At 27.7% G+C, this 26,581-nt stretch carries 25 protein-coding genes and 2 tRNA genes; 17 read left to right on the forward strand and 10 right to left on the reverse strand.

Going from position 1 to position 26,581, the window contains the following annotated elements; translation table 11 throughout:
- The first annotated feature begins 55 nt into the window (after positions 1 to 55).
- The 7 genes from T514_RS23540 to T514_RS0100385 all read left to right on the forward strand — a co-directional run bounded on the left by T514_RS23540 (position 56) and on the right by T514_RS0100385 (position 6,435).
- Entirely contained in the window at positions 56 to 685 is a 630-nt protein-coding gene (locus T514_RS23540) for a TraX family protein (protein WP_278246508.1), read from the forward strand.
- A 173-nt stretch (positions 686 to 858) separates the two neighbouring features.
- Positions 859 to 1,395, forward strand: a complete 537-nt coding sequence (locus T514_RS0100360; RefSeq protein WP_027622954.1) for an HD domain-containing protein — start codon at positions 859 to 861, stop codon at positions 1,393 to 1,395.
- A gap of 44 nt (positions 1,396 to 1,439) precedes the next feature.
- Positions 1,440 to 1,739: a Dabb family protein gene (locus T514_RS0100365; RefSeq protein ID WP_027622955.1), complete on the forward strand. Its 300-nt coding sequence runs from the start codon at positions 1,440 to 1,442 to the stop codon at positions 1,737 to 1,739.
- Between the two features lie 19 nt (positions 1,740 to 1,758).
- Entirely contained in the window at positions 1,759 to 2,427 is a 669-nt protein-coding gene (locus T514_RS27125; protein WP_207640903.1) for an NHL repeat-containing protein, read from the forward strand.
- Positions 2,428 to 2,870: 443 nt separating this feature from the next.
- Positions 2,871 to 4,580 carry a methyl-accepting chemotaxis protein gene (locus tag T514_RS0100375; protein ID WP_027622956.1) on the forward strand — a complete coding sequence of 570 codons (1,710 nt, stop codon included), beginning with the start codon at positions 2,871 to 2,873 and terminating at the stop codon, positions 4,578 to 4,580.
- A gap of 232 nt (positions 4,581 to 4,812) precedes the next feature.
- Complete coding sequence (locus T514_RS0100380; RefSeq protein WP_027622957.1) at positions 4,813 to 5,775, forward strand: aromatic acid exporter family protein; 963 nt, start codon at positions 4,813 to 4,815, stop codon at positions 5,773 to 5,775.
- Positions 5,776 to 5,835: 60 nt separating this feature from the next.
- Positions 5,836 to 6,435, forward strand: a complete 600-nt coding sequence (locus T514_RS0100385; RefSeq protein WP_027622958.1) for a hypothetical protein — start codon at positions 5,836 to 5,838, stop codon at positions 6,433 to 6,435.
- Between the two features lie 124 nt (positions 6,436 to 6,559).
- Here T514_RS0100385 and T514_RS25475 read toward each other — a convergent pair whose 3' ends face one another.
- The gene (locus T514_RS25475) at positions 6,560 to 8,233 is read right to left on the reverse strand and encodes a tetratricopeptide repeat-containing diguanylate cyclase (RefSeq protein ID WP_027622959.1); all 1,674 of its coding nucleotides are present in this window, start codon (positions 8,231 to 8,233) and stop codon (positions 6,560 to 6,562) included.
- Between the two features lie 149 nt (positions 8,234 to 8,382).
- Here T514_RS25475 and T514_RS0100395 point away from each other — a divergent pair, with 149 nt between their 5' ends.
- Positions 8,383 to 9,363, forward strand: coding sequence for a diaminopimelate dehydrogenase (locus T514_RS0100395; protein ID WP_027622960.1), 981 nt, complete (start codon positions 8,383 to 8,385; stop codon positions 9,361 to 9,363).
- Between the two features lie 303 nt (positions 9,364 to 9,666).
- Entirely contained in the window at positions 9,667 to 10,443 is a 777-nt protein-coding gene (locus T514_RS0100400; protein ID WP_341350161.1) for an arginase family protein, read from the forward strand.
- A gap of 302 nt (positions 10,444 to 10,745) precedes the next feature.
- Here the strand turns inward: T514_RS0100400 and T514_RS0100405 are convergent, their stop codons facing one another.
- The 7 genes from T514_RS0100405 to T514_RS0100435 form a co-directional block, all read right to left on the reverse strand.
- Entirely contained in the window at positions 10,746 to 11,780 is a 1,035-nt protein-coding gene (locus T514_RS0100405; RefSeq protein ID WP_027622962.1) for a sensor histidine kinase, read from the reverse strand.
- Complete coding sequence (locus T514_RS0100410; protein WP_027622963.1) at positions 11,777 to 12,451, reverse strand: response regulator transcription factor; 675 nt, start codon at positions 12,449 to 12,451, stop codon at positions 11,777 to 11,779. The genes T514_RS0100405 and T514_RS0100410 overlap by 4 nt, the downstream gene beginning before the upstream one ends.
- Before the next feature lie 262 nt (positions 12,452 to 12,713).
- Entirely contained in the window at positions 12,714 to 13,547 is an 834-nt protein-coding gene (locus T514_RS0100415) for a 4Fe-4S binding protein (protein ID WP_027622964.1), read from the reverse strand.
- Positions 13,540 to 13,674 carry a CD1871A family CXXC motif-containing protein gene (locus tag T514_RS27480; protein ID WP_278246501.1) on the reverse strand — a complete coding sequence of 45 codons (135 nt, stop codon included), beginning with the start codon at positions 13,672 to 13,674 and terminating at the stop codon, positions 13,540 to 13,542. Before T514_RS27480 ends, T514_RS0100415 begins: the two co-directional genes overlap by 8 nt.
- A 10-nt stretch (positions 13,675 to 13,684) precedes the next feature.
- Positions 13,685 to 14,254 carry a TlpA family protein disulfide reductase gene (locus T514_RS0100425; protein ID WP_027622965.1) on the reverse strand — a complete coding sequence of 190 codons (570 nt, stop codon included), beginning with the start codon at positions 14,252 to 14,254 and terminating at the stop codon, positions 13,685 to 13,687.
- 45 nt (positions 14,255 to 14,299) lie between these two features.
- Entirely contained in the window at positions 14,300 to 15,049 is a 750-nt protein-coding gene (locus tag T514_RS0100430) for an ABC transporter ATP-binding protein (RefSeq protein WP_027622966.1), read from the reverse strand.
- Positions 15,050 to 15,069: 20 nt separating this feature from the next.
- Positions 15,070 to 16,980 (reverse strand): FtsX-like permease family protein, encoded by a 1,911-nt coding sequence (locus tag T514_RS0100435; protein WP_027622967.1) that lies wholly within the window; start codon positions 16,978 to 16,980, stop codon positions 15,070 to 15,072.
- A 281-nt stretch (positions 16,981 to 17,261) separates the two neighbouring features.
- Between T514_RS0100435 and T514_RS0100440 the strand changes: the two genes are divergently transcribed.
- From T514_RS0100440 to T514_RS0100475, 8 genes are all read left to right on the forward strand, one after another.
- On the forward strand, positions 17,262 to 18,176 hold the full coding sequence (locus tag T514_RS0100440; RefSeq protein ID WP_027622968.1) for a transposase: 915 nt from the start codon (positions 17,262 to 17,264) through the stop codon (positions 18,174 to 18,176).
- A gap of 314 nt (positions 18,177 to 18,490) precedes the next feature.
- Positions 18,491 to 19,030, forward strand: coding sequence for a sigma-70 family RNA polymerase sigma factor (locus tag T514_RS0100445; RefSeq protein WP_051541660.1), 540 nt, complete (start codon positions 18,491 to 18,493; stop codon positions 19,028 to 19,030).
- A 12-nt stretch (positions 19,031 to 19,042) separates the two neighbouring features.
- A complete protein-coding gene (locus T514_RS0100450) occupies positions 19,043 to 20,431 on the forward strand; it encodes a DUF4179 domain-containing protein (RefSeq protein WP_027622970.1) in 1,389 nt (462 codons plus the stop codon).
- A gap of 194 nt (positions 20,432 to 20,625) precedes the next feature.
- Positions 20,626 to 22,626 carry a methyl-accepting chemotaxis protein gene (locus T514_RS0100455; RefSeq protein WP_027622971.1) on the forward strand — a complete coding sequence of 667 codons (2,001 nt, stop codon included), beginning with the start codon at positions 20,626 to 20,628 and terminating at the stop codon, positions 22,624 to 22,626.
- A 258-nt stretch (positions 22,627 to 22,884) separates the two neighbouring features.
- The gene (locus T514_RS0100460; protein ID WP_027622972.1) at positions 22,885 to 23,550 is read left to right on the forward strand and encodes a FlxA-like family protein; all 666 of its coding nucleotides are present in this window, start codon (positions 22,885 to 22,887) and stop codon (positions 23,548 to 23,550) included.
- A gap of 275 nt (positions 23,551 to 23,825) precedes the next feature.
- Positions 23,826 to 23,900, forward strand: a tRNA-Gln gene (locus T514_RS0100465).
- Positions 23,901 to 23,903: 3 nt separating this feature from the next.
- A tRNA-Lys gene (locus T514_RS0100470) sits at positions 23,904 to 23,979 on the forward strand.
- Between the two features lie 224 nt (positions 23,980 to 24,203).
- Complete coding sequence (locus tag T514_RS0100475) at positions 24,204 to 24,395, forward strand: DUF4177 domain-containing protein (RefSeq protein ID WP_027622973.1); 192 nt, start codon at positions 24,204 to 24,206, stop codon at positions 24,393 to 24,395.
- A gap of 320 nt (positions 24,396 to 24,715) precedes the next feature.
- Here the strand turns inward: T514_RS0100475 and T514_RS0100480 are convergent, their stop codons facing one another.
- The gene (locus T514_RS0100480; RefSeq protein WP_027622974.1) at positions 24,716 to 25,444 is read right to left on the reverse strand and encodes a class I SAM-dependent DNA methyltransferase; all 729 of its coding nucleotides are present in this window, start codon (positions 25,442 to 25,444) and stop codon (positions 24,716 to 24,718) included.
- Between the two features lie 99 nt (positions 25,445 to 25,543).
- Entirely contained in the window at positions 25,544 to 26,431 is an 888-nt protein-coding gene (locus T514_RS0100485; protein WP_156939765.1) for an AraC family transcriptional regulator, read from the reverse strand.
- Positions 26,432 to 26,581 lie beyond the last annotated feature (150 nt).

A 26,581-nucleotide genomic window follows, 5' to 3' on the forward strand; every position in this document is an offset into this window, starting at 1 on the left:
AGTTTTTGCACTAATATTAATGTTAATGGATCACCTATATTCCTAATTTCCAAGGATATTTCCACTATGGTTCCATCCATTATCAAGAGTTGTATCACCTATTTTTGCTTTTCTTGTAGTAGAAGGATTGTTTCATACTAAAAATAAATTTAAATATAATGTTAGATTAATTGGATGGGCAATTTTTATGGAATTAGGAAATAAGTTATTAGGTTTAAAAGGTATCCAGGTTGGAAATAACATATTCTTAACTTTAGCCCTTGGGCTTACTATATTAAATATGTTTGAGTTAAGTAAGAAGAAACAGGGGATACAAAAGATTGTTTTTATATTATTAGGAATGGTGCTTATACCTCTTGGAATTTTTACAGAAGGTGGACTATCTGTAATACCTTTTATAGTAATAACTTATGTATTTAGGGGAAAGATGAAAAAATCTATTTTAGCTTATTTAGTTTTATCTATAGCTATGTTTGGGATAAGCTATACTCCTTACCCAACTTTAAATGAAACTATAGGAATGTTAATGTTTAATTCAGACTTTTTATTTATATTAGTAATACCATTTATGTTTTTATATAATGGGGAAAGAGGATTAAATAATAAATTTTCTAAGTATTTATTTTATGTATTCTATCCATTACACTTGTGGTTATTAGCTATTATAGGATACTTATTTAATTAAGTGATTCTTGGATTTCAATTAGAGCACATGATTTTAATTTCTACAATTTTGTAGGTTAAATCATGTGCTTTTTTAGTTGCTATAAATTTTAAAAATCTTTTTAGGTAAGAGGAATTATAAAAAATATATAGAAATATTTTAGTTATAGTCAGTGAAAAGGAAGGAGCATAAAAATGATAAATAAAGCAATTGCTTTTGCTAATATAGTGCATGAGAAAGGAAAAAGAAAGGGAACAAATATACCATATATTTTACATCCCATGGAAGTTGCTATTACTGTATCTTCTATGAAATATGATGAGGACTTAATATGTGCAGCTATACTTCATGATACTATTGAAGATGTGTATATAAGTTATGAAACCATTAAGGATATGTTTAATGAAAGGGTAGCAGATATTGTTAAGGCGGAAAGTGAAGATAAGTCTAAGTCATGGAAGGAAAGAAAAAAACATACTATTGAACATTTAAGAGAAGAAAAGGATGAGGATATAAAAATAGTAGCATTAGCAGATAAACTTTCTAATATAAAGTCAATGTATAGGGATGAGAAAGTACTTGGAGATAAACTTTGGGAAAAATTTAATGAAAAAGATAAAAAGGAGCAAGGATGGTATTATAAAGGTATGGTAGACAGCTTAAGCAGTTTACAAAAGTATGATGAATACAATGAATTTAAAAGCTTGGTTTACAAAGTTTTTGGAGAATAATTTATTTAATTATAGAGTAAATAATAATTATGGAGGGGATATGTATGATAAAACATATTGTAATGTGGAAGTTAAGGGATTTTAGTGAAGAGGAAAAACTACAACATTGTGAAAAGGCTAAGAGAGATTTAGAAGGATTAAGTGGAATAATACCTGAACTTAAGGCTATTGAAGTAGGGATAAATATTAATAAAACCCCAGCTGCCTATGATTTAGTACTTTATTCTGAATTTGAAAATGAAGAAGAACTAAATATATATCAAAGTCATCCAGAGCATGTTAAGGTGGGAAAGTTTATAAAAGAAATAGTGCAGAGCAGAGTGGTTACGGATTATAACGTATAATTTTTTGGAGGAGTTTACAATGAAATTAATTTCAGAACAAGGGTGGTCAATAGTTCCTCAAGACAATAGTTTTTTATATTATGAGATGGGTGACAGAGGAAAAGAAATAGGATATTTTAGATATTCATTTCATAATGATAATGTTACTGAGATAGATAAGGACACTTATTCTAAGGGTAAATATGGCGTACATTATAAGAAGGTACTTGAATATTTTAAGGATGACTCTGTGGGACCAAGCTGTGTAAGCCTTGAAGATAGTTCAATTATTGTTACGGAGTATATGAACTCATATATTCATAAGTTCGATGAAAATGGCAATTTAGTTTGGATTAATGAATCTATGGGAAACTATGAAAGTATATATAGTCTAGCATATGAGAAAGACTTTCTTTGGTGTGTATATCCTACTTTAAGTACCATAAAGAAATTTTCCTTAAATACTTTTCAGGAAGAAGTATCAATTGGTAAAATAGTAGATGGAGTTTTTAACTATCCAGAGTTTGCAATAGTATATGATGATAATTTATATGTATGTGATATGGGAAACTATAGAATTTGCATAGTAGATTTAAATACAAATGAGGTAAGAGAATATCTTAAATTTCATGAACCTACCTGGGAGTATTTTCAGATTGATGGAAAAGAAATTGTTAGGTTGCAATCGGGAATTTATGTTTTAGATTAAAAAATAGAAAAATAGGGGACAGTTAACAACTATTAAGCTTTTAAATAAGCATTATGTTAAAACAGTTGGTAACCGTCCCTGCTTTTTTTGTTCCTAAATTAGCAGATTATAAGTAGATTATAAAATGAAGATAATCAAGGGACGGTTGAGAAGTCTTTAGCTTGTAGATAAGCTTTATGTTAAAAAAGTTGTTAATTGTTTATATAATATTAATCTTATAATTTGGAAAAAGTTCATAAAAAGTTTATGATTTTATTTTTTGATAAAACAAAATATATATGATAGTATATATCGTGTGGAATATTAAAGAAAATTGATAAAATTAATCAAAAAATGTATCAGTAATGGAAAATTTATTTGAAGAAGAAGTTTATTTGTGAATTTAATTTCCAAATAAAATTTAATAGTAATAAATAAAGTAATAGATATTGGAGGAGAAATTTATGAGGACCAGTGTAAAAAATAAGTTAATAGCATTAGTAATATTTTTTATTACTATATTAGTAGGAGTAGGAGTATATGCAAGTATTATGATAGGACAAGTAAATAAATATTCTACTAATATAGCCTATGAAGTAATTCCAGGTATAGAACATTCATCTAGACTTGATACTTTAGCTAGTGATTTTAGAATAATGGAATATGAACACATTATCTCTAGGTCTAAAGATAAAATGAATGATAAGGAAAAAGTCATGGAAGATTTAAAAAGTCAAATATTTGACCGAATTAGTGAGTATAAGAAGGTTTCCTTAGATGAAGAAGATAAAAATTTAATTGACCAAGTTCAAAATTCATTGATTAATTACTTTAATTTACACAAAACTGTTATGGAATTAAGTAGTTCATTAAAAACAGAAGAAGCTATGAAAATTATGGGGGGAGAAGGAGAGAAATTATATAATAAAGCTAGTGATGACCTTAAAAAATTAGTTATATATAATGAAGATTTTAGTAAGGATTTAAGTGATAAGGGAGATGCTGCAGCTTCTATAGGAAAAAAGATATTTGTAGGAGTAAACATAATAGCATTAATTTTTATAATTATTATAGCATTTGCTATAATAACAAGTATTTTAAAACCTATCAATTTATTGAAGAATGAATTAAATACACTTGCAACTAGTGGTGGCGATTTAACTAAAAAAGTAGAAATTAATTCTAAAGATGAGTTTAAAGAATTGGCAGATGCCTTTAATGAGTTTATATCAAATTTAAGAGATATTATGGTAGATGTTAATAATAGAACAAAAATTACCGTTGAGAATGTTGAAGGTATAGCTGATAACATGGGACAACTAAACAATCAGATAGAAGAGGTTCATGCTACAACTGAACAATTATCAGCAGGAATGGAAGAGACAGCAGCATCATCAGAAGAAATGAATGCAACAGTTTGTGAAATTAATGAATCTGTAGAATTAATTGCAGGCAAAGCCAAAGAAGGAGTTAATTCCTCAATAGAAGTTAGTAATAGAGCTTTAGCCTTAAGACAGAAGGCTTTAAATGCTAAAAAAGATGCAGATGATATATATGCAAGTACTAAGGAAAGATTAGAGAAAGCTTTGGAAGATTGTAAAGTAGTAGAAAAAATAAATATATTTTCAGAAACTATATTAAATATTTCTGATCAAACAAATCTTTTAGCATTAAATGCTTCAATAGAAGCTGCAAGAGCTGGTGAGGCAGGCAAAGGATTTACAGTTGTTGCTGATGAAATAAGAAATTTAGCTGAGCAATCTAATGTTACAGTAAGTGAAATTAAGAAGGTTGCAGAATTGGTGTTAGCCTCTGTTGAAAACTTATCAAGTGGAGCATTGGAAATATTAGATTTCGTAAATACCAAGGTTACTAAAGATTATTTAAACATGGTTAAAACAGGTGAAGAATATAAAATGGATGCTGAAGGTTTTAATAAGACAATGGAGGATTTTAGTAGTACGTGTAATCAAGTTAAAATAGCTATTGAAAATTTAACTAAGGCTGTAGAAGAAATAACAACATCTACTACAGAAGGAGCTAATAATACTACAAATATTGCTGAAAGCACTATGGTGGTGAATGAAAAGTCAAGTCATGTAATAAAACAAACAGAAATTTCAAGAGAAAATGTAGAAGGATTGTTACATGTAATATCTAAATTTAAAATCTAAAAAATATAAAATGGCGGAATAAAAATAGTAAAATAAAAATAGGGGACAGTTAACAACATTTAAGCTTTTGGACAAGCGGTTTATTAAAAACAATTGTTAACTGTCCCTTAGCTATTTTAGCAAATAGTTGTTAACCGTCCCCTATTACTTTTATATTGTAAACCTCACAAAATTATTATATAGTAGAATCTAACTACACATTTACATATGATAATAAATAGGGGGTGATACTATGAAATTTATAGGATTTAGAACATTAAAAACAGCAATAGGAGCAACACTTGCTATAATTATAGCAAAGGAGTTAGGGCTAGAATATTCAGCAGTTGCTGGCATTATCACAATACTTAGTGTTCAAAAGACTAGGAAAAAGTCTATTAAAATTGCATTCAAAAGAATAGGGGCAAGTATATTAGCACTATGTATTGCAGCTATTTTATTTACAACATTCGGATTTATGGAATCAATTTTTGGAGTTTTTTTATTAATCTTTATACCTTTGTCTGTAAGACTCAATTTAGAAGAAGGAATTGTAGTAAGCTCTGTATTGGTATCACACATATTAGTTGAAAAATCAACAAGTTTATTTTGGATGAAAAATGAAGTAGGGCTTATGCTCATAGGAGTTTGTGTAGCTGTGATTTTAAATCTTTATATGCCGAACATAGAAGAAAAAATAAAAGAGGAGCAAGCTTTTATTGAGCAAAACATAAGTGATATTTTAATTAAGATGGCAGATTCCTTTAGAAATGGACATGTATCTCTTGATGAAGATGAATTATTGGAAGTTTTAGAAGGAAGAATACGTGGGGCTAGAAAGCTTGCTTATATAAGTTTAAATAATAATTTTTTTTTAGAAGATAGTTATTATGTAAGATATATGGAAATGAGAAAACAGCAGTTAGAAGCAATAAAGGGAATGAGAGAACATTTTAAAGGTGGTTTTTCTGCCTATGAGCAAAAAATGATGATGGCTCAATTTACTGAGAAAGTTGCTAATTTAGTATATGAAAAAAATACAGCAGAAAGTTTACTTAATGATTTAAATCATTTAAGAGACAATTTTAGAAAAATGCCCCTTCCTGTGACAAGAGAAGAATTTGAAATCAGAGCTTCCCTTTTTGAATTTTTAAACGATATAGAAAGATTTTTAAAATTAAAAAATGAGTTTATAAAGGAAGTTAATGCTCAATAATCGTTGTAAGCATATTATATTTATTGTATAATTATCCAGGGAAGGGGTTGAGTTTACAATATGAATAGAGATGGAAAAAGTAAAAAAACTATTATGGTTTCATTAATAATTTTATTATTATTTGGAACAGTTTTTGGAATAATTTTTGCTTCATATAATAGTAATAAAGCTATGATAGCTGAAAATAGAAAAAATAATGATGAAAAAATAGAGAAACCTACTATAACAGGAGTTGAATCATCTAAAGATAAAGAGGTTTTACAAACAGAGGAAGATAGGAATAGGAAAACATCACAGCCCAAGGATAAGGATGCACATACAAAAGAGGTTAAAAATGAAGATGAAAAATTAAACGAGAATAAAAAGGCAAAAATAACAAAAGAACAAGCGGAAAAGATAGTTCACGGAAAAGTGAAAAAGAAAGAAGACATACTGTCTTATGTAAATGTAGCAAAAGTTCCATATGAGCATATTGAAACACCATATAAAAAATTTCCAAAGGAAATATTAAATAAAGAAGTTTATATATTCGAGTTGTCTAAATTAGTAGATAAAGAAAATAATGAATCTATAACAGTATGTAGATATTATGTAGATTTTAGTGGAGGATTATATAAAGATACTTATTTTATTAATTTAGAATGTGTGAAGGTTAAGTAATTTTACAATAATAAATAAGTAAGCTGCAAATTTGAAAGGATAATTTTTTCCTAAACACTATACTATAGAACGTTTTCTAGTGTTAATGTAGAAAAATTATCCTTAATTAATAACTATAATTAAATTACTCAAATAAATGTACTCTATTTCTGCCTTGATTTTTAGCAGAATATAATGCTTTATCTGCATTAAGTATTAGATTTTTAGCTGTTGATTCATTATTAGGTATCAATGAACTAACACCAACAGTTATAGTTATACATTCTTTTATTTCAGAATATCTATGAAGGATATCTAAGTTTTCTACTCTTCTTTTCATTTCTTCAGCAATGTTTAATGCAGTATCCTCAGTGGTATTAGGAAGTATAGCTATAAATTCATCCCCACCGTAGCGAGCAAGAAAATAATCAGGCTTCTTAAGAGAATTATCTAATTCTTTTGCTACTTTTGCTATTATTTCATCTCCAGCTAAGTGTCCATATTTATCATTATATTTTTTAAAATAATCTATATCTATTATTAATAAAGACATAGGCAAAGAATTAATTTTACACTTTCTCCACTGTAGTCTAAGATATGACTCAAAATGTCTTCTGTTTGAAATTCCTGTAAGAGAATCTATTGCTGAAAGTTTTAATAGTTTTTCATTCAATTTTTCAAGTTTATCTGTCTTTTCTTTTAGGTCGATATTTTTAAGACGATATAATTCCTTTTCTTGGTTAGATTTTTCTATTTTATATTGAGTTAGTATACTTTCTAATTTTTGTGCTAATTCATTTTGGTGAATTATTTTTTCTGCTTCATAATATTTTTTATAAAAACATAATGCTTTTCTATAATTCTTATTCTTTTCATATATTTTTGCAATAAAGGAGGCTGTTGTTGAAATTAGAGCAGTTGAATTTGTTTCCTCTGATAATTTAAATGCCCTTTTTATATAATTTAAAGCTTCTTCATTTTTATTAATGTATAGATAAAATTTACACAAATCAATTAGTATTTTAATTTCACTAATTTTATCACCTATAGTTTGAGAAATTTTTAAGGATTCATGTAAATATTTTGAACATTGTTTCTTATTATTTAAACCTATGTAGAACTTAGCCATTACATGCAAAGCCTCACATAAACCAAGTTTATCGTTATTTTGTTTGCATATATTTATGCTGGAAGAGAGATATTTCTTGGCAATATCATATTGTCCTAAAAGACAGTAAATATGTCCTATATTCAGCAAAGTAGTTGATAAGAATAATTCTTCATCTATTCCTTCATATATTTCTTTGCTTTTTAGGTAATAATCTAAGGCTGTATTATAATCTTTTAATTCCTTATGAATTTCTCCAATATTATTAAGAATATCTGCTTCTTTATGTTTATAGTTGCTATTTCGAGAAAGTCTAAGTGCTTCTATGTAATATTCCAAAGCTTTATTATAATGTTGTTGTATAAAGTTAACATTTCCTAAATCAGAAATTGCTTCTATTTCACAGTCTATAATATTTAATTTTTTACTTATTTCTAAGGACTTTAAAAAATTATTTATAGCAATTTGGAAGTTTCCAAGAATTAAGTTGCTTTTACCCATTGTAATTAAGCTTATAGCTTCTTCTTTTTTATAATCTTTTTTTAAGGCGATCTTGTAAGCCTTTTTTGATAGCTGGAGAGAATTCAAAGGATCTACTCTTTGTAATCTTTGAGAAATATTATTTAAGCGGTTAATTTGTTTTGGTGTATTTTTGCAGCAGTCAAATTTTGAGATAGTTTCAAATATTTTATTATTTGAGTTATTATTCAAATATTTATCCCTCCATTAAAATATAATTATATTTTAATTATATCAGTTTATTGTAAAATGAAGACATATTATAAAAAAAAATTACTTCGCAATTTTTAGATTTTGTGGTAACATATTCTAAACAGATTATTACTTAAGAGGTGAATTATATGAACAAAAAGATAAAGATTGGAATCGTAGGGTATGGTAACCTTGGCAGAGGAGTAGAAAAGGCTATAAAACATAATCCTGATATGGAACTTGAAGCCATTTTTACAAGAAGAGATGTTAATCAGGTGGATAGCCATAATTCTAAATTAATTCACATATCAAAATTAGAATTATACAAGGGAATAATTGATGTTATGATTCTATGTGGAGGTTCTGCTACAGATTTAATAGAGCAGGGACCTATGTTGGCATCACAGTTTAATACTGTAGATAGCTTTGATACACATGCAAGAATACCTGAACACTTTGAACATATGGATAAAGTTTCAAAGGAAGCAGGAACTGTAAGTCTTATATCATCAGGATGGGATCCAGGTTTGTTTTCATTAAATCGTCTTTTAGGTCAAGCGGTATTACCAAATGGAGTTGATTATACTTTCTGGGGTAAGGGAGTAAGCCAAGGACACTCTGATGCTATAAGAAGAGTAGAAGGAGTAAAAAAAGCTGTTCAGTACACAATTCCAGTACAGGAAGCTTTAGAAAAGGTAAGAACAGGAGAAAATCCACAGTTTACAACAAGAGAAAAACATGAAAGATTATGTTATGTAGTTCCTTGTGAAGGTGCAGATTTAGAGAAAATAGAGGAAACTATAAAAAACATGCCAAATTATTTTGCAGATTACAATACAAAAGTTAATTTCATATCAGAAGAAGAATTTAAAAAGGATCATTGCAACATGCCTCATGGTGGATTCGTTATACGTACAGGAAACACTAGTGAGGAAAATAAGCAGAGAATAGAGTTTAGCCTTAATTTAGATAGTAACCCTGAATTTACTTCTAGTGTATTAGTAGCGTATGCTAGAGCAATATATAAATTTTCACAAGAAGGAAGAAAAGGAGCAGTTACAGTTTTTGATGTTCCTTTTGGATATTTATCACCTAAATCACCTGAAGAATTAAGAAAAGAATTACTTTAAATTTTTTCAGTTAGCAGTTAAGTAGAATTTAGAGTTAAAATTGGAGAAGGTTAATAATTATTATGAACCTTAGCTAAAATAATCAGGGACAGTTAACAAGTATTATTAAAAGTTGTTAACTGTCCCTGATTATTATGCCAACATTTGTTAACCGTCCCCGGGTTTCCAAATTTTAGTCCATACTTTGCAATATAATTTACTTAAATGTATAATTATATATGAATATTGATGTAGTACCTTTATCAAAAGGCTTTGAAACTTCATATGTTGAAGAATAATAAGTATTGATATGGAGGCGAATCAATTATGGAAGTTTCAGTAAATGTATTGGATTTTGATCAAGTGTATCAAATGCAAACATATTTTAAGGAGGCTCGTTATGAGTGGATTAAGCTTTCGGATATCAGAAATACAAATAGATATTGCGAAGCAAAAGCCTTAGCATCTATTGCTAAGAGACTTAAAAAACGAAAAGACAGAGGAATAACATTTATAGGAAGCGGCAATTACCATTATGTTACATATCTACTTATGAAGGATGTTCAAGCTCCCTTCACTTTAATTCTATTTGACCATCATACAGATATGAAGGATGCTCCTTGTGAATCTTTAGTAACCTGCGGATCTTGGGTATTGAAATCTTTAGAGAGATTGCCAATGCTTAAAAAGGTTATTATCATAGGCACTAGGAAGGATTTGTTAGAATCTATACCGTCACACTTGAATAAGAAAGTCTTAATATTATCAAAAGAACAAATTGGACAAGCAGGCGTAAAAGAATACATAAAATCAGAAATTACTACTTATAATGTCTATATTAGTATTGATAAAGACGTTCTTGGAAAATCAGAAGCAGTAACAAATTGGGATCAAGGAAATATGAAGCTTATACAGTTACTAAATTTGATTAAACATATTGCCAAAAATAAACGTATTTGTGGTATAGATGTTTGTGGAGAATATCCATATAACCCTGTGTTGAATCTTTATTCTGAAAGTTTGGAAGCAGTACGAAAGAATAATAGAGCTAATTTAACAATCTTAAATACAATTAATAATTTGGAGAAAAAAATAAGTTAGTAATTATAGAAATTTTAAGGGAGATTATATCACTGAGATTAGTGTTTTTAAAATAGAAGCTTTTATAGGAGAAGAATATAATTCTTGAATTTTTTAGTTTTTATTTAGTTTAGGTAGTTTTATTTGTTTATTTAGCTATTTAGTTTAGGGGACGGTTAATAATATTATGACCTTTAGCTAAAATAATTAGGGACAGTTAACAAGCGTTAAAAAGTTGTTAACTGTCCCTAAAACTTGGTTACAAAATTCGCCGACAATTCTCAAATGTGTAAAAGGATTTTTAACTGATCTAAATTTTAGAACTACATTTTCGCTATATTAAAGTAATCTGTAAGCTTTGGAAAATGTATTTTAACCTTGGTGTATTCACCATATGAAGATTCTATGCTTATATAATGACCAAGCTTTTTTGATAGTTCCTTTGCTAAATATAATCCCATACCTGTAGATTTATACATTTCTCTACCATTATGTCCTGTAAATCCTCTATGAAAAACTCTCTCTATATCTTCTTCTTTTATACCTATACCATTATCTTCTATTATAAGAATTTTTTCTTTATTAAGTTTTTCTCCACTAATCTTTATTATTCCGCTTTCACTAGTATATTTTAATGAATTACTTAATATCTGATCAATTATGAAGCCTAACCATTTTTTATCTGTAGACACAATAAAATCTACATCATTTATTTCTATCTTTATTCTTTTATTAATAAATAATTTAGCATGTTTTGTTATATGCGTTTTCACTATTTTTTCTAAGTTATGTTCGCTTATAAAATAATCTTTTGAAAAGTCATCTATCTTAGAATAATATAATGCTTGTTCAACATAATTATCTATTTTATCAATTTCTTCTTCAATGCTGTTTAAAATTTCTTCTTTAGGTTTACCAAAACTGTTTTCTAAAACTAATCTAGTTACAGCTATTGGAGTTTTAATTTCATGAACCCAGGAGGTAATAAATTCTGAGTTATTTCTTTTTTCTTCATAAAGCTTTTTAATTTTTACTTCTTCATTTTTATATACATGTATCAACATTTTATTATTTAAAAGTTGCCTAAGGCCTTTAGGTTCGGGTAAGGAATAAACAATGTCTTCGTCTCTATTTTCTAATATATATTTTATTGCATTATAATACTTTTTATTAAAAAAATACTCTCCTAAAAGATATGTAGTAGTCAGAGTAGCGCCAACTATATTTATGTATATGATATTATAAATATTTACCTGAATAGTTCCATCTAAATATACTATAGCTGAAATAAACATCATTAAAACTATATAGAAAATAATGAAATACCTTTTATCAAGAAAATATTCTTTTAAGTTCATAGTATTATATATCCCTGACCTTTCTTAGTTTGAATAAAATCATTAAGTCCTATTTCTGATAGCTTCTTTCTTAATCTATTTATATTAACAGTCAAAGTATTGTCGTCTACAAAGCTTTCATCTTTCCAAAGCAATCTCATAATTTTATCTCTACTTACTACTTCACCATTTTCTTTCATAAGTATATAAATAATTTTAAATTCATTTTTTGTAAGTTCTATCTTATGTTCATTATACATTAGGTTACAATCCTTTAAGTTAAGTACAACGCCATTATTTTCAATAACATTGGATTCTACATTAGAATAGGAATAAGTTCTTCTTAAAAGTGCGTTTATCTTAGCCATAAGAACATCTAGAGAAAAAGGCTTTTGTATAAAATCGTCTCCACCCATATTTACAGACATTATGATATCCATATTAGTATCCCTTGAAGATACAAATATTATAGGAACTTTAGAGACTTCTCTTATTTTATTACACCAATAAAAGCCATCAAAAGATGGAAGATTTATATCCATAAGAACCAGATCAGGCTGATATTTTACAAAATCACTAAACACTTCATCAAAGTCCTCTACATATAGCCCTTGAAAATTCCACTTTTTTAAATTTTCTAATATTATTTCTCTTATTTTTGGATCATCTTCTACTATCATTATTTTAAACATAATTAACACCTTTTCCTAAATTAATTTTGCTTTTCTATATTATATCCTGACTAACATAGTATTACAAATGTTATTGCTTTGCTTGGTACTTGGGGACAGTTAACATATTTTTATCATATTACATTAATTTAATCATCAATTTAATTGTTTTTACTCAGGGACGATTAATGTGAAACATGAAACAGGGACAGTTAACATGAAATGATGAAGGGTAAAGATGGAGAACTTATGTTAACTGTCCCTTATTTTTTTTTATAACATACTAGGCCTTAAAAACTGTCTTTATAGCCTTATTAGGACATACACTTTTACATTCTCCGCAACGTATGCACTCAAAGCTATTAGGATTTTTATAAACTTCTATATCTAGCTTACACCTTTTAGAACAAGCACCACAGCTTGTACAAACGTCTTTGTTTACTTCTAATTTATACACACTTATTCGATTAAATAAACTATATATAGCACCTAAAGGACAAATAAATCTACAAAAGGGTCTAAATATAATTATGGATAAAATAATTGTAATTATAAGTATTGCTGTTTTCCACATAAATAAAAATCCTATAGCAGATCTTAAAGAAGTATCTAATAAAGTAAGAGGAATGCCTCCTTCAAGAGTACCAGCAGGACATATATATTTACAGAAAGTTGGATCTCCCATACCTATATCATTTACCCAAAACATAGGAAGTAAAATTACAAATACTAAAAGTATTATATATTTTAAATATTTTAATCCGTTAAGTTTTTTACTTAATTTAAATTTAGGGGAAGGTATCTTATGCAATAATTCTTGTATCAAACCGAATGGACATAGCCATCCACATACAAATCGTCCCAAAGTTACTCCAATAAGAGTTAAAAATCCTACCACATAAAAAGAAAACTTATATTTTAAATCTCCTATAACTGCTTGTAGTGAACCAATGGGGCAGGAGCCAAAGGCCCCAGGACAGGAGTAACAGTTAAGTCCTGGAACACATATACTTTTTGTTTTACCTCTATAAATATGTCCTTCTAAAAAACCTTTAAAATATCCATTGGTACTTATAAGTGTTATTATTTGAACTAATTTTCTCTTTAGACTATCCAATTCCTATACACTCCAAACAAATATTAATTGCTTTTGTAAGCACAGTATTTACTTCTCCTCTATACATTCCGAAACCTATAAATGATATGCCAATTGTAAATAAAAACATTCTTATTTTAGTTTTCATAAGGTTATACCTACTTTACCATATTTAAATAGTTATCTATTAATTTTTTGTAAGCTTCTTTTTGGCGCGCACCTACTACTGTTTCTAAAATTTCTCCCTTGCTATTTAAAAATACTGTAACAGGTACCGCATTAGTTTTACTAACAAAGTCTTTTTGAAATTTTTCATTTGGTATTAAGTTTGTAAAATCTACTTTTGATTTTTTTAATATTTCAAATGCTTTAACTTCATTTGTATCACCATCAGCAACTACACCTATTATATTGACACCTTTTTTTTCATACTCTTTATATAATTCTTGAAGTTCGGGCATTTCATCTATACAAGGCTTACAAAATGTTCCCCATATATTTATCATAGTAAGTTTTTTATCCTTAAATATATCATTAGTTACTACTTTATCATTTACATCATTAACCTTAAATTGAGGCATAGTTTTTAAATCTCCAAAAGAACCTTTTGCATCCTGTAATTGAGTTTCTTGCTTTGTTGAATTTGAAGTACTGTTATTTTTTGAACCACAAGCAGTTAAAGATAAAGTCATAATTACTAATAAACATGAAATTACTAATTTTTTCATTTTAAAAACTCCTTTATTTTAAAATATATTAACATAAGATTTAAATTAGTTACCTATAGTTGCTAGTACATCTAATATTTTTTGGAAAAATTCTTTACGAGATGAATTTCCTTTTACAAGCTCTGTAAATAATCTCCCATCTTTTATAAATAATATTCTTTTACAATAACTAGCAGCAAAAGCATCGTGAGTAACCATCATTATAGTAGCATTAATATTTTCGTTTAAATCTGTAAGACACTGTAGAAGATCTTTAGAAGAATTTGAGTCTAAAGCACCTGTAGGTTCATCTGCTAGTACAAGTGTTGGATTTGTTATTATAGCTCTAGCAGCAGCTGTTCTTTGTTTTTGTCCCCCTGAAACTTCAGATGGATATTTTTCTAATATGTTAGATATTCCAAGTGCTTCAGCTACTTCAGTTACTCTTCTTTCTATTAAGGTAACTTTTATCTTAGAAAGTGTTAGAGGAAGCATTATATTTTCCTTTAAAGTTAAAGTATCTAAAAGGTTAAAGTCCTGAAATATAAATCCAAGCTTATTTCGTCTAAAAGAAGAAAGGGAATTTTCATTTAAATTTAATATATTTTCACCACCTATGGATATATTCCCAGAGGTAGGTTTATCAATAGTAGATATTACATTTAAAAGGGTGCTTTTGCCAGCACCAGAAGGACCCATTATTCCAACAAATTCACCTTCATTAATTTGTAAGTTTATATCATCAAGTGCAGTGTATATATTTCCTTTTGAACCATATATTTTTTTTAGATTCTTAGTTTCAACAACAATACTCATAATATTCATCCTCCATAAAATTAATTTTCTGTAACTATTTTAGTATAAGTTTTTACTGTCATTAAGTAATAAATAGAATAAATTAATATATAAGATACAGTGCTTATGATAATTGGCACTTTAATACTAAGATCTATTATTGTACCCAATAGTGCTAGTGCTAATAGGTTATGAAGAAGTCCTATAATTATTGGCAACATAAAAATTGCTATTAATTGTTTCTTTATAGATTTATTTGTTTCTTTTTTAGATATACCTATCTTTTTTAATACATCATATCTTCCTTTATCATCATTAGCTTCTGTAAGTTGTTTAAAGTATAATATACTTCCTGTAGAGGTTAAGAAAACTAATCCTACTAGAATACCTATAAACAACATCATTGAAGACATAATTAATATTTGCTTCATGTCTTGTATATAATGAAATTTAGCATTATCAGGCATTATTTTTATAAGATCCTTTGTTAGGGAAGTACTATCCAAGGCATTTTGTATTGAATATGCTTTAAGGATAACCACATTATTTTTATTATAATATTTTTCATATACATCATCTTTAACTAATAGAATTGGACCCATATCAAGAGAATTTAAAGGTTCTTCTAATTTCCTATCTATTATTTTAAAGGAATCATTTAAATTTTTATCTTTACTAGATATATTTACGGTTTTACCTTTAATTTTATCTAGATCCTTTGGCCCATAATGTAATAGTATTGCTTGTGATGAAGAAGAAATTTTAAAGTTAGTATTTAATCCTTTTGTTCTTAAATTGTCTTTATATTTACTTTCTGATATTAAATAAGCATCATTAAATTTTAAATCAGAAAAGTTTTCTACTTTACCAGATACTTTTATAACTTCAGATTCAGCTGAGTTTATAAGTTTGTTTTGAGGATATTTTTTTATTATATCTTCAACTTGCTTATCTAAAGATTTACCTGTTGATATATATGAATAGGAAAATGGATAAGCTAGTTTGTAAATTTGTTTCATATTATAATCCATGCTATAAGTTATACTTATGGAAGTTAAAGCAACAGCATTTGTAATAGCTATTATTGATAATGTTTTTGCATTAGATTTTATTCTGTATAAAAAGTGAGATATACTTATTAAATTATCTCCTTTGTAATATAGCTTTTTGTTTCTTTTTAGAGCACTTACTATAAACACTAAAAATGAACTAAAGAAAATAAAAGTTCCGATTATTGAAGTTACAAGTGCAATAGGTACATTCCTTAGGAATGTAGGTGAATCTTTTATAGTCATAGCGGCGATTCCTTCTATTACGAAGAAAATTATAGAAAGTAATGCTAAAACTATAGATGGTTTAGTACTTTTCTTGGATTTATTTTCACTTGTGCTGTCAGCTTTAAATAAATCTATAAGTTTAAATCTATAAATTATGGTGTATGCATTTATAGAAACTATTAAAAATAATATTCCAAAAGTTATAACTGTATGCACCACAGCATCCATGCTCACAGAAAATTTTATTAACACCTTCATGCCTATAAACTTAATTAGAATCATCATAAATAATTTAGAAAGCAATCCGCCAATAAATATTCCTGTTATAAGAGCAGTACTTCCAATGATCATATTTTCATAAAAAAGTAATGAACCTACTTGTTTCTTTTTTAGCCCTAATAGAGAGTAAAGTCCTAATTCTTTTTTTCTTTTCTTTATAAAGAAAGAGCTAGAATACAATATGAATATGGCAGCAAACATAGCGATTATTATAGCTGAGCCTTTAAACATTACAAGTAATCTTTCATCTTGCTCTAATAACCCTTTAATTTGCTCATTAGATGATATATTTTGAAAAGCAAAATATATTGTTACATTGAATACTATCGAAACAAAATAAATAAAGTAATTATTAAAGTTTCCTTTTATATTTTTTTTGGCTAATCCTAATAACATTTGTCGTCCTCCTTAATTAACGTTCTATGGATATTTTACGAAATATATCATAAAAAAAACATCGTTATAACTTACAATTTAAATTTTAACCTTACATTGTTGTAAGTTTGGAGTTTGGAGGGACGGTTAAGTACTATTTAAAATTAAAGGTTAATTAAAGTTGGGTTGATTGAGTTGGATTGAGGGGACGGTTAATAATTATTAGCTTATTAAGTATGTGTTGAATAACAAACTTATTTCAGGTCAATGATGTAAATAATAAAGAGAAATGAGGTGTTTATTTGCCTAGATGTGAAAGGAAAAAAGCAGATAATGCAATATATCATGTAATGGTGAAGAGCATAACTGAAGTTCCCCTATTTAAGAGACATGATGATAAAATTAAATATCTACATCAGATGAGAGAATATCAGAAAATATTTAAGTTTAAAGTATATGCATATTGTTTAATGACTAATCATGGTCATTTTATAATAGATTGTAATGGAGCAGATATCTCAAAAATAATGCATGGGTTAAATTTTAAATATGCTGTAACATTTAATTGTATTCATAACAGGAAAGGACATTTGTTTCAGGATAGATTCAAGAGTAAAATGGTAAATTCAGATAGATATCTGATTACCTTATCTGCCTATGTTCATAATAATGCACTAAGCATAAGGGGATATGAGAATTGTCCTGAAAAGTACAAATACTCAAGTTTAAGAGCATATCTTGGTATTGAAAAAGACAATACAGGTCTTTTAGATGAAGCATTTATAATGCAAATGTTTAGTCAAAATGTAAGGAAGGCAAGGGAAAACTACATTAAATTTGTATATATATGTGACAATGAAAGAATAAAAAAAGAATTAGAGTTTGAGAAAGAAAAAACAGAATACAGAAGTGAGAGAAAAATAGTAGTAAGAAATTTCAAACCAGAACAAATATCAAAGTTTGTGGCAAAAGAAACAGGGATAAATGAAATGATGCTTTATGTAAAAAATAATAAAAACGCTAGGATTATTAGAGCGTTAGCTGCACTTCTAATGAGAAGCCTTTGTAACTATAAATGTAGTGATATATGCAAAGTATTAGGAAATATCACTCAATCAAGAGTATCAAAACTTTGTTCCATTGGAGTTGAGATCATTTCTACAGGAGGGAAATATAAAAATATAATAGACAAATTTATTTCTCAACAACCAGCATAGATTGGCACATCATACTTCTATAATAATTTAAAATCTAAGTTTATTAAAAGTAAACTCCTTCATTTTTCATTCTAATAAGGGGTCTTATTTGCATGTTTATAATTACAGGGTACAAGCTTAACTATTATTATTCAATTATATAAAATGATAAAATAGTAAAATAAGTGTTTAAAACTTGCATTTTATAGTATGAATTTAAAGTGTTTAATAGATAAGAAAAAATTAACCGTCCCGTGAACGTGAACATTTTACCATTCTGATCCATCTAATAAGTGTAAGACTTAGCTAAGTAAAATGAAATAGGAGGTAAAAACTTGAGAGATGCAACGTTAACAAATTATGCAGTTACATTAAAGAAACGAGTTTCTTTGGCAAAGGAAGGAGATAGGGAAGCTTTTATATCATTAATTAATGAAAATAAGTTAAATTTATATAGAGTAGCAAAGGCTATGTTAAACAATGAGGCAGATATAGAGGATGCTATACAAAATACAATAATTAAAGCCTATGAAAACATAGAAAAGCTTAGAAATGATGCTCTCTTTAAAACTTGGATAATTAAAATACTTATAAATCAGTGCAATGAAATTATAAGATCTAATAAAAAGATTGTTTTTATGGAAGAGGTTAAAGAACATGGAGGATATTATGATAGTTACGAAAATATAGACCTTCAAAAGGCAATTGAATCTTTAAATGAGGAATTAAGAGTTGTAACAATACTTTTTTACTATGAGGATTTACCACAGGAACAAATAGCAAAAATTTTAGAAATTCCTAAAGGAACTGTTAGATCAAGATTATTTAGAGCAAGAGAAAGATTAGCTGAAATATTAGACATTGAAAAATTATAGAGGAGGTTTATTATGGATTATAATTTAGTTGATAAAAAAATTAAAGACAAGGCAAAAGAAGATATATGGACTCTTCCAGAATCTTTAGGTAAAAAAATAAATGATACTTTAAACAATCTTCCACAAAAAACAAAGAAAAACAAATTTAAAAAGAGTATTGCAGTTGCAATGATAGCAATAGGTGCAGTTACTTTATTTTCAATTACGATGCCAAGCTATGCTAAAAATATTCCAATACTAGGACCTGCTTTAAAGTATTTTAATATAGGAGATGGATATGAGAAAATTGCAGATAAATTTGGAGTATGTAAAGAAAGTAATGGAGTAAAGGTAACAATTGATAGTGCCATATATGATGGTTATGAATTATTAGTACTATATACAGTGGAAAGCGATAAACCTTTAAAGGAAGCACCAAGAATTTGCAGTGATGGATTAATAACGGTAGGAGAAAAAACAGGCATTTTATCGTTGAATAAAAATAAAAGTATTGCATCTTTTAGCAATGAATATGGAGAGTTTAAGGAAGGAAATACAGAGTATTCTGGAGCGGTTACATTTAAGGTTGCCAGTGATAGCTTTGAAACTGATAAAAAACTTAAGAAACTTGAAGAAGTTATTGATGACCATAAAATAGATCCTGCAAAGATACCAGATAAATATAATTTGTCTCTTAATATAGATAAATTAGGAGGAGAAGATAAAAAAATATTAGGTAAATGGAGTTTTAATCTACCTATAGCAAGTGAAAAGGCTAAAGGTAATGTAAAGGAAATTGAAATTAATAAAAACTTTGGAGGAACTATTTCTAATACAAGATTAGAAAAGATAATAATAACTCCTATTAGATTGTATATACAAGGGGTAATGGATAATGATATTATGCAATTTATTTTAGTAAATGATAAGGGAGAAACATTGAAGCCAACGGGGGGAGAAACTATGGGGTTTTTACCAGGAAATAAGGGTTCATCTACTAATATGAATAGATATATACATGGATATGAGAAAATTGATAAAAATACAAAGCATATAACTGTAATACCATGTGCAATGAAAAATAGTGATAAATTCCCTAAAATTCCTTTGAAATTAAAAGGAGAAACAAAGGTACCTATTGCTCCTAATAAATATTTAATCATAACAAAAGTAGAAGAGAGGAATGGAAAAACTTATGTTTATTATAAGTCCCAGTATCCAATAAATGATTATTTACCATTTTATCTAGTAGATGATTTTAATAATTTATATGTAAGGGATATCGATAAGAGCATAACTAACAATAAACATAGTGAATCAGTATTAATATATAATGAACCATTATTGGATAAAAATCTTAAGGTTTTAAATGATAGCATAATATATTATGATAATGCTATTACTGTTCAGTTGAACAAATAGAAAATTAAGGGACGGTTAACAAGTAGTGTAAAACTTGTTAACCGTCCCTTAATTTCTTAATTTTAATCTATAATTTAATGTTTTTACACATTTATCGTCATATTCTGATAAAAATTGCCTGAGGTGTAAAGGTTTATGAAAAAAATGACGAAAAATAGAGTGCGAACTATAATATTTTGTTAGGAGGGAAAATTATGAATCTTAAAAGTATGAAAGGAAAACTTCTATTATATTTTTTATCGCTTTTTTTAGTGATTTGTGTAGCTATTTCTTCTATTACATATGTTATGTCTAAAAAAATAATTGAAAAGAAAGCTTCAAATCTTATGTTAGAAGTAAGTAAACAGGCTGTAAAGAGTATAGAGCAAGGACTTGATTCTAATTTATATGCATTGGAGACTTTGGCTAACAATCCTATTATAAAGGACAATAAGATAACTCTAGATAAAAAGCAGGATATATTACAGGAAGAAATTAAATTACATAAACATATAAAGATGGGAATAGTAGATAGGAAAGGTAAGTCAATTCAAACTGATGGAAGCACAGTAGACATAAAAGATAGGAACTATTTTAAAAAAGCAATGGAAGGAAAGAGTACTGTATCTGAGCCTACAGTAAGTAAAGTGAATGGTAAGGTAGTTATAGTTTATATAGTCCCAATTAAAGACGGTAATACTGTTACAGGAGCACTTACTGCTGTAAGAGAGGGAAATGATATAAGTAACGTTTCAAATACTATAAAAATAGGAGAAAATGGTGGAGCCTATATAATAGATTCAGAAGGTTATGTAATAGCACATAAAGATGAAGAATCTGTTATTAATAGAGAAAATACTATAGAAATGTCAAAATCGGATGCAAATTTAAAAGAGTTAGCCCAAATAGAAGAAGCAATGATTCAGGGAAAAGAAGGTACCTCTGAGTATAAGTATAAAGGTGAAAATAAATATATAAGTTATTCTCCTATGAAGAGTATAGGATGGTCTGTAGCAATATATGCACCTAAAGCTGAGGTTTTAAAAGAAGTAGGAGATCTTACAAGAAGCATAGTTATAATATCAATCATAGGTATATGCATAGCATTTATGATTATAGTATTCATAGCAAAACAAATATCAAAACAATTAGTAATCATGAGAGATAATTTAAGTTCAGTTTCTACAGGAGATTTAACAAATGAAATAGACAAAAAAGTAGCAGCTAGAAAAGATGAATTGGGAGATATGGCAAATGCTTTATTAAAAACTGTACTTTCTATAGGAAATATGATTAGAAATTTAAAGAACAGTTCTTTGGAAATTGATGATAAAGCAAACAATTTAGCAGCTATATCAGAGGAATTTACATCTTCTACTGAAAATATATCTTTAGCCATACAAGAGGTAGCAAGTGGGGCTACAAGTCAAGCACAAGCTTTAACAGAAATAGTAGCAATGCTTAATGACTTTAGTGAAAAAATAAATTCTACTGTAAGTAATATAGCAGAAATAGATGGTATGTCTAGAGATATAGATAGAAAAGCAAATAATAGTAACAAAGATATGGAACAATTATTAAATTCCATGGAAAGTATTGTCGAAGAATTTGATATATTTGAGTCTAAGATATCAACAATGGAGGCAAATGTAGAAAAAATAAATGAAATAACAAATCTTATAAATGATATATCTGAGAAAACTAATCTATTAGCACTAAATGCGGCTATAGAAGCAGCTCGTGCAGGAGAATCAGGTAGAGGATTTGCGGTAGTTGCAGATGAGATAAGAAAACTTGCTGAAATGAGTAAAAGTTCATCAGAAGATATATATAATATAATAAATGGAGTTTTAGAAGATACAAAAGATATGGTAAAGAGTTCAAAAGAAGTAAATCAGAAATTAAATGGGCAGAAATCTACGGCAGATGAAGCTATGAATTCATTTAAGGAGATATCAGAATCAGTTACAAGTATGATACCAAAAATAAAAAATATAAATGATTCAGCTCATATTATAGAAGAAAATAAAAATGAGATTTTAGATAAATCAGAATCTATAGCATCCATATCACAGGAAATATCAGCGTCTTCAGAAGAAATATCAGCATCAGCTGAACAAATGAATGCATCTTCAGAAGAAGTAGCTAATACAGCACAGGGTTTAAATGAAATGACAAGAGATATGTTAGAACAAATGAACAAATTTAAAATATAAAACTAATTTAGTAAATCAGGGGCAGTTAACAAATGGTTTAAAAATTGTTAACTGTCCCTGACTTTAATTTTATAAGAAAGAGCTAAAAGTTGTTAACTGTCCCTAAATTTCTATAATCTATTCAGAAAATACTACAAAAATTGTATGTAATTTATTATTAGAGTAAATGATTTACATAAATTATCGATAATATTAATTAGATGATAAATTTGGTAAAATATATTGTCTAAAGAATATTTTAAAATGGAGGGAGAAGAAATGAATATATCATCAATATCATCAAGAAACACTAATAACTCTGCATTTAGAACTAAAAATATAGACAACCAGATAAAGTTATTAGAAAAGCAAAAGGCGAATGTGCAAGAACAAATTAGCAAAATTAAAGAAAGAAAGATATCGGAGCAACAGAAAGCGGAACTTACAAAGCCCTTGGAAGAGCAAATAAGAATGCTGGATCAACAAATACAGCAAAAACAAATGGAAAAAATGAATAAAGATGAAGATAGCGAAGGAGGAAAAAATACTAAAGGAAATTCAAAAGCACCTAAAGCTACTGAAGATAGCGTTAAATTTTCAGGTGATTTGGACAACCTAGTTAAATCAGGGTTAACTTATTCTAAAATGAAGACAGCACGTGGAATAAAAGTTAAATTAGATGGAGAATCTAAAATATTAAAAATGGAAGCAGCACAAGATAGAGCTAGAGCATTATCCTCCAATGTCCCAAGTGCAGATAGAAAAGAAGGAAGAGCTAGTGAAATTGAAACAAGAGTTAGCAAGTTAGAGAAGAAGATGGCTAAGGAAAATGCAGAGGTTAGAAATGCTGTAAATAAAGGAGAAGAAATTAAGGATACTGAAAAGAATAAGGATGAAAATGAAGTTAATAAAGAAAGACGCAAAAATATAAATGTTTTAGCTTAGTATCAAATATTTATGTTCTTATTTATGATCTTTATAAATGCACTGCCTTGATAAAAAAGGTAGTGTATTTTATAAATTATAGGGAATTATAGAGCTAGATAGGTGCAAATAACTCTAAGAAAAAAATTAAATTAATATAAACTTTTTTATGGAAAAAGCTTGACAAAATAGCTTGGACTTAGTAAAATAAAATTCGTCAGTTGAAAACAAGTCTCCAATTTACGTAAGCGAAGGAATGTATTTAAAGCTTATGGGTTGAGATTTAAAAATTATATTGGGATGTCGTCAAGCGGTAAGACACAGCACTTTGACTGCTGCATTCGTAGGTTCGAATCCTGCCATCCCAGCCATATGGTTCACTAGCTCAGTCGGTAGAGCACATGACTTTTAATCATGGTGTCCGGGGTTCGATTCCCCGGTGAGCCACCATTAAACTATGGTTGTGGAAATTAAAATTTAATAAGAAGATAAGTTAAGCATAAAGCAAACTAAAATTAGTTTGCTTTTTTATATTTAAAAATTAAGTATAGCAACAAATAATACAATTATTTTAGTAGATAATAAGATTAATGAAATTCCTAAATATGCATACACTAAATTTTATGGTTTTTGTCAGTTTAATTTTATGCATTAAAGGAGGTGAATAGATTTATATGAAATGGGAGTATAAGGCGTTTTCAGTAGATCATTTTTTAAGCTCAGATAGTGAATTAACAGTAGAAGAACAATTAAACAAATATGGTGAACAAGGATGGGAACTTGCAGGAACTTTAGAAAAGCCATCCACCTATGTAACACCAGAAAAATTAGATACCAATTTAATGATATTTAAAAGACAACTATAGATAAACAGAATTCTTGTCTTCAGAGGGAGTATTAGATAGTGGAGACATCGGATAAACAGAATTCAACATGATTGTTGAATTAGTAAAGACAACTATTTAAGTGTGAAAATTCTGACAAAAGCTATACTAAATAATGCACTTTGAGAAGTGATAAAATCTAATAGTTAATAATAAAAGTATTACTAAGGTTATTATTTAGTAATACTTTTATTTATTAAAGAGTGTAAGATACCTGGTGGAAACAATTTTAAAAATAGAATATGATAATATATTTCTATATTGTATTTTTTAAGAAGTCCGTGTTTAATATAAATAATGGATTAGGAGTTGTTTTGTAGCTTTGTACATACAAATGCTCCCATGCAAAATTCTGTTTCGTCTAGTCTTTTTAATAAGGTTAGCCCAGCTGTTTCAATAGCTTGCCTATATTGTTTTTCACTAAATAGTGATAGATGCATAGTATTATGATTATATTTAATTTTATTGTTTTCACCAATTAAATGATGCATATCTACAGTGATTTTTCCATCTCCGGAAAGGCTTATTGATTCCATTCTAGAAAATTGTATAGATCCTTTTGTTTTGTTTTCACAAAATAATCCTTCCTGAAAGGTTTCTGTTGTTGACCAAGGGGTAAGAATAAAAACTCCACCATTTTTTAAATGTTTATTAACACACAAAAGACCATCTAATAATTGATTATAGTCATGGGCAAAGCCAATAGAACCATAAAGATTTAAAATAATATCAAATTGCTCAGATAAATTAAAATTGAACATATCTCCTTCTATTAAAGGTATATTTGGGAACTTTTCTTTGGCAATTTTCAGCATTGATTTGCTTAAATCTATACCGGTTATATGGAAAAAATTTTGCAAATATTCTATATGTCCCCCTGTTCCACAAGCAATATCTAATAATTTATTACCACTTGTTTTTTTATAAGTATTAAAAATCTTTATGATTTTATTTACCTCATTTGAATAGTCATCGCTTTTTACATACATTAAATCATAATATTGTGAAATTGTATCAAAATCCTTATACATATTAATTTGTTTCCTCCTTAAATTTTTGTGATTTGCAAATATTTATGTTCAATGGCGAAATTTAATAACAAGTTTAGAATATGAAGGTTTAAAAAAGAACTAGGAATTACTTGATAAAATAGGTATCCAAACTTCTATAATACTTAGTCCATTATCATCTGCTATTTCTCCATATCTGACTAAATCATATCTAGCATAGTCGTTTAATTGACTTGTAGATTGAGAAAACCAAACCTTATAAATATATTTCATAACTGGATATATATGATCCTGAATTTTCCCTCTATAAGTAAATACAACATATTTATTCATGGGAATAACTTTAGTTATCATATCTTTAGATATATTATTAAAATTACTTATTTCTGCTGCAGCATAATGCACAGGTCTTGGCCTCTCAGATTCATAAGAAAAGTCATCAGAATAATCATTAATTCCAATAAGAAAATCTCCATTAATTTTATTTGGAATAGAATTTTTTATTTTATGTAATTTAGTCCAACACTCATCAATCTTTCCAAAGCCTTTTTTGGTATCTGTCATGTAACCTACTAAATAAATTTCATCATGACTGACAATTTTAATTTCCATCATTCGAGCAGGGAAGAGGGTTGTCTCAAAATTTTGTAACACAAATTTTAATTGTAAAGGATAAAATTCCCCACATTCTCTAAAAGCGTTGGGTGATTTTTTATATAGCATTTTAAAAGCAGTTGTAAAGGAACGCTGGCTCTTATATCCTGAAAGCAAAGCAATATCAATTATTGAGCGATTAGAAAGCACAAGTAATTTAGCTGCTTCTGTTAACTTACGTCTTTGTATATAATTATGAACTGTAAATCCAACTATGTTTGTAAACATACGGTGTAGATGATATTTTGAATAATGTACTACATTAGCTATTTCATCTAAATCAATTTTTTCAGTTAGGTGTTCCTCTATGTAATTAATGATAGACAATATTTTGTCAGCATTATTGTGCATCATTTCACCTCCAAATCTATTTTATCAAATTAAAAGAATGGATTTTTCATTTATTTTGCTATTATTTAAAAATTATAAGTTTAGAAGAAAATTTAGTGTAAAATTATATTTTAAGTATTTACCTCATTACACTTATGGTGTAAAATTACACTA

It is taken from the genome of Clostridium lundense DSM 17049, from assembly GCF_000619945.1.
In the GTDB taxonomy this organism is placed as follows: domain Bacteria; phylum Bacillota; class Clostridia; order Clostridiales; family Clostridiaceae; genus Clostridium_AO; species Clostridium_AO lundense.